Below are 5,030 nucleotides of genomic sequence, written 5' to 3'. Positions count from 1 at the left end.
GCCGCCGCGTGGTGGGCGCGGGCCTCGTCCAGGTCGTCGGCGAGGTGGCCGAGCAGGTCGTGCCTGATCGCGCGGATGTGCGGCAGCTCGGCCTCGTCGCGCAACAGGCCGGTGGCGACGTCGAGTTGTGCGCGCGCCTCGTCGGCGTCGCCGTCCCAGCGGGCCAGTGCGGCCCGGGCGAAGGCCAGTTCGGCCAGCGCGTCCGGCCAGGTGACGCGCTCCGCCCACCGCCGCGCCTCGGCCACGGCGGCCGCGCTCGCCTCCCGGTCGCCGAGGAGCCAGTACAACTGGGCCTGCCGCGAGCGCATTCGGATGACGTCCTCGGCGGCGCCGACCTCGGTGACGACCGCGACGGCCTGCTCGTAGTGCGCGCAGGCGGCGGCGAACTCGCCGCGCGCGGCGATCCGGTCGGCCAGCTCGCTCTGCGCGAACGAGATCCCGAACCGCTCGCCGAGCGCCCTGAACTCCGCGAGCGCCGCCTCCAGATGGGCGTCCGCGTCCCGCCCGCTCCAGCCGAGCACGATCCGCATCTTGCCCATGTGCAGCCGGGCCAGGGCGCGCACCCAGGGGTCCTCGTCGGCGAGCAGCGGTTCGAACGCGGCCAGGGCCTCCTCGGGCCCCCGGAGCAGCCGCACCAGCGCGCCCACGAGACCCAGCGCCGGGTGACCGCCGCCCGGCAGGCCCTCGTTGATCCGGTGCGCCGCGTGGATCCACTCCGCGGCCTGCTGCGCGTCGCCCCGCCCGGAGGTCGCGAACATCGAGTACAGGGCGTACACCGTGGCCCGGACCTCGTCGGCGACGTCGCCGGGCACCTTCGTGGCGGCGGTGATCAGCTCCATGCCCTCGGTGCGGTGTCCGCCGAGCCACCAGTACCAGCCCGCGGCGGCCGCCAGCCGCATCGCCGCCTGGGCGTCGCCCGCCGCGAGCGCCCCGCGCATGGCCGCCGCGATGTCGTCGTGCTCGGCCTCCAGCCGTGCCAGCCAGTGGAGTTGACTCGCGCGGCGCAGCTGCGGCTCGGCGGTCTCGGCGAGTTCGGTGAGGTGCGCGAGGTGGGCCCGGCGGGCGAGGTCCGCCTCTCCGGCCTCCGCGAGGCGGTGCCCGGCGTACTCCTTGATCGTGCCGGTCATGCGGTAGCGCGGGGTGCCGTCGCCCCCGGTGCGCAGCAGCGACTTCTCGGTGAGTGCGGTGAGCAGCTCGAAGACCTCGTGCCGCGCGGCCTCCTCCCGGGCGAACTCCTCGCCCGCGCAGACCCGTTCGGCCGCCTCCAGGCTCGCCCCGCCGGAGAACACCGCGAGCCTGCGCAGCACGGCCCGTTCGGCGTCGGTGAGCAGTTCCCAGCTCCAGTCGACGGCCGCGCGCAGGGTCTTGTGCCGGGGGAGGGCGGTGCGGCTGCCGCCGGTCAGCAGGCGGAAGCGGTCGTCGAGGCCGCCCGCGAGCTGGTCGACGGACATGGTGCGCAGCCGGGCGGCGGCCAGTTCGATGGCCAGCGGCAGTCCGTCCAGCGCCCGGCAGACCCGCACCATGGTGGCCAGCGTGGCGGTGTCGCCCGCCAGGTCCCGGCGCACGGCGAGGGCCCGGTCCCGCAGCAGCCGTACGGCCGGTGCGGACGCGATCTCGCCGGGGGCGGCGTCCGCCGTCGGCAGGGCCAGTGGCTCGACGGGCCACAGCGCCTCGCCGGTGATGCCGAGCGGTTCCCGGCTCGTCGCCAGGATGCGCAGCCGCCGGCACTCCCCGAGGAGCCGGTGGGCGAACACCGCGGCGGACTCGATCAGATGCTCGCAGTTGTCCAGGATCAGCAGCGCCTCGCGCTCACGGATCGCGGCGACGAGCCGGTCCACCGGCTCCGCGTGCGGGGCGCCCCCGAGCAGGGTGTCCCGCAGCCCGAGCCCGGAGAGGGTCGCCTGCGCCACGTCGCCCTCCGCGCCGACCCCGGCCAGCTCCACCAGCCAGGCCCCGTCCGGGAGTTCACCGAGCAGCGTGCGCGCGGTCTCGGTGGCGAGCCTGGTCTTCCCGGCGCCGCCCGGCCCGATCACGGTGGTGAGCCGGTGCTCCGTGACGAGCCCGCGCACCGCGTCGACATCGCGGTCCCGGCCCACGAACGTGGTCAGCTCGGCCCGCAGGTTGGTCTTCCGGCTCTCCTCCGGACGCCCCAACTCGCCGCGCAGCAGCGCGACATGGAGTGCGGCCAGCTCCGGCGAGGGATCGGCGCCCAGCGCCTCGGACAGGGACTCCCGCGCCCGCTGGTACACCAGCAGCGCCTCGCTGTCCCGCCCGGCCGCGACGAGGGCACGCATCAGCGCGGCCACGAGCCGTTCGCGCAGCGGATGCGCGGCCACCAGATCGGTCAGCTCCGTGACCGTCTCCGCCCCGCGCCCGAGCGCGAGATCCGCCTCGGCCCGCTCCTCGGTGGCGGTCAGCCGCAGCCCCTCCAGCCGTACGACGACGGCGTCGAACGCCTCACCGCCGCCCAGCCCGACATCCTGAAGGGCCGCCCCCCGCCACAGTTCGAGTGCCTCGCGCAGCAGCCGCACCCGCCCGAACGCGTCCCGCCCCTGGGCCTCCCCGACGAGCCGCTCGAACCGTACGGCGTCCACGGCGTCGGGCTCCACCCGCAGCCGGTACCCGTCCGTGCGCCCCTCGATCGCGCCGTCCGGCAGCAGTTTCCGCAGCCTGGACACCAGCCGCTGCAGCGCGTTCGCGGCGTCGGCGGGCGGCAGTTCGCCCCAGATCCAGTCCACGAGCGTCGCCTTCGGGACCACCTGCCCCGCCCTGAGCGCCAGCGCGGCCAGCAGCCCCCGCAGCCGCGCCCCCGGCACGTCGACCGGGCCACCGTCGTCCGCGCGCGCCGTCAACGGCCCGAGTATCCCGATCTGCACGCGCCGATTTTGCCACGGGCGCGGGCGGGCGTCTGCGGGCCGGTGACGCCCGCCGATCCCCGAGTTCTCCGGGTCCCGTCCCGCCTCCTGACCAGCGGCTCCCGGCCGCCTAGGATCGACGCCGGTCCTCGCGGGGACCGGTTGTCCACAACGGAGTGGAGGGAGCCGGATCATGGTCGGGCAGTGGGCGGATTTCCAGTACGAGATCTACTTGAACGGGATGACCGGCGCGGTGCCCCGGCTGCCCACCGACCTGACCCGGCTGGAGGAGCTGGCCGAACACCGGCTCGGCCCCGGGCCGGTGGGGTACGTCGCGGGGAGCGCCGGGGACGGGAGCACGGCGCGGGCCAACCGGGACGCGCTGGAGCGGCGGCGGATCGTACCCCGGATGCTGCGGGACGTGAGGGAACGAGACCTGTCCGTAGAGGTGTTGGGGCGCACGCTGCCCGCGCCGCTGGCCCTGGCGCCGGTCGGGGTGCTGTCGATCATGCACCCGGAGGCGGAGTCCGGGGCGGCCCGGGCCGCCGCCGCGCGGGGCGTGCCGTACATCCTCTCGTCGGCGTCGAGCACGCCGATGGAGGAGGTCGCGGCGGCGATGGGCGACGCCGAGCGCTGGTTCCAGTTGTACTGGGGCAGCGACCCGGAGGTGACGGCCAGTTTCCTCGCCCGTGCGAAGGCGTCCGGGTACTCGGTGCTTGTGGTCACGCTGGACACCCCGCTGCTGTCCTGGCGCCCGCGCGACCTGGACCGGGCGTACCTTCCGTTCCTGCACGGGGTCGGCACCGCCAACTACTTCACCGACCCGGCGTTCCAGGCAGGACTGGCGAAGCCGGTGCACGAGGACCCGAACGCGGCCGTGCTGCGCTTCCTCGGGCTGTTCGGGGACGCCGGGCACACCTGGCCGGACCTCGCGTTCCTGCGGGAGCACTGGGACGGCCCGATCGTGCTGAAGGGCGTACTGCACCCGGACGACGCCCGGCTCGCCGCCGACGCCGGGATGGACGGGGTGGTGGTCTCCAACCACGGCGGCCGCCAGGTCGCCGGTTCCGTCGCGGCGGCCGACGCGCTGCCCAGGATCGCCGAGGCCGTCGGCGACCGGCTCACCGTCCTGTTCGACAGCGGCATACGCACCGGCGACGACGTGTTCAAGTCGCTCGCCCTGGGCGCGCGTGCGGTGCTGCTCGGCCGCCCCTACGTGTACGGGCTCGGCCTGGACGGACAGGCGGGCGTGGACCACGTGATCCGCTGCCTGCTAGCGGAACTGGACCTCACCATGGCCCTCTCCGGCCACGCCTCCGTGTCCACCCTCGGCCCGGAGTCACTGACCTGACCAAGGGCACGACAACTCGCTAGGGGCGCGGGGCCGTGTCGATATGCGGCTACCGCCGCGTGGGCGCGACCAGCCACGCTGAACCGGCACCCGCCAACGGCGAGAACCACCTCGTTCCCGGCCGAAGCGCCGCAGGCACTACGCCCCTTGGCGCGGCGGCTCCGAAGCCCCCGCTATGGAGAGCGAGTCGGGCTTCGCCGACGGCGTGTCGGTCAGCCAGAGCTGGCCGGAGGAGCTGTCCCGAGGGGCGGCCACGATGTCGGAGCCGGGCCGGGTGTCCGCCGCCGCGAGGGCCAGGGTCCGGTCCCAGCGGGGCAGCAGCTCGCCGCGCACCGTGAGGTCGTAGCGCACGTCGTCCGCGCGGTCCGTGCCGGCGTCGACGCAGGTGCCCAGGATGACCACGCCGGGGTCGGCGTGCGAGTCCAGGCACAGCTGGGGGTCGGCGGCGCTGTGCAGCATGCCGTCGGCGTCGTAGGTCCAGCGCTGGACCTCGTCGCCGGAGCACAGGGCCAGCGTGGTCGCGCCGCCGTCCCGGGGTTCGCCCTTGACGCTCAGACAGAGGTCGGCGCCGACGTTGCGCAGCCGGAAGGGGTGCCCGGCCGTGGGGACCGCCACGGCGGTGGGCGTCCCGGCGGACGCGGACGGTGACGTGCCGTCGGACGGCTGCGCGGAGCGGGGGTCGGCGGCGGGCTTGGCGCCGGTGGAGGCGATCTGGGAGGTGCCGTCACCGCCGCCCGGCCAGGCGCCGACGGCGAACACGGTCACGAGGAGCCCGGCGGAGGCGACACCGACAACGGTGAGCACCACCTTGGCCGGCCAGGCCC

The 5,030-nt window shown here is 75.4% G+C and carries 3 protein-coding genes; 1 reads left to right on the top strand and 2 read right to left on the bottom strand.

What is annotated here, in order from left to right; translation table 11 throughout:
* A partial coding sequence (locus GTW40_RS03050; protein WP_161178590.1) for a BTAD domain-containing putative transcriptional regulator occupies nt 1-2,876 on the bottom strand: 2,876 nt, incomplete at its 3' end.
* Between the two features lie 172 nt (nt 2,877-3,048).
* On the opposite strand from GTW40_RS03050, the gene GTW40_RS03045 reads away from it, so the two are divergent.
* Nucleotides 3,049-4,206: a lactate 2-monooxygenase gene (locus tag GTW40_RS03045; RefSeq protein ID WP_161178589.1), complete on the top strand. Its 1,158-nt coding sequence runs from the start codon at nt 3,049-3,051 to the stop codon at nt 4,204-4,206.
* A 138-nt stretch (nt 4,207-4,344) separates the two neighbouring features.
* Here GTW40_RS03045 and GTW40_RS03040 read toward each other — a convergent pair.
* Nucleotides 4,345-5,030 (bottom strand): RICIN domain-containing protein (locus tag GTW40_RS03040; RefSeq protein WP_161178588.1); only part of this gene is annotated, 686 nt, incomplete at its 5' end.

The sequence above is a fragment of the Streptomyces sp. SID4985 genome (assembly GCF_009863025.1).
Taxonomy (GTDB): Bacteria; Actinomycetota; Actinomycetes; order Streptomycetales; family Streptomycetaceae; genus Streptomyces.
The sequence above is the reverse complement of the archived record's forward strand: the minus strand, read 5'-3'. Positions and strand labels throughout refer to the sequence as shown.

Bases quoted from the DNA above. Each gene is read 5' to 3' on its own strand.
- GTW40_RS03045 (WP_161178589.1), top strand. From the start codon at position 3,049: ATGGTCGGGCAGTGGGCGGATTTCCAGTACGAGATCTACTTGAACGGG.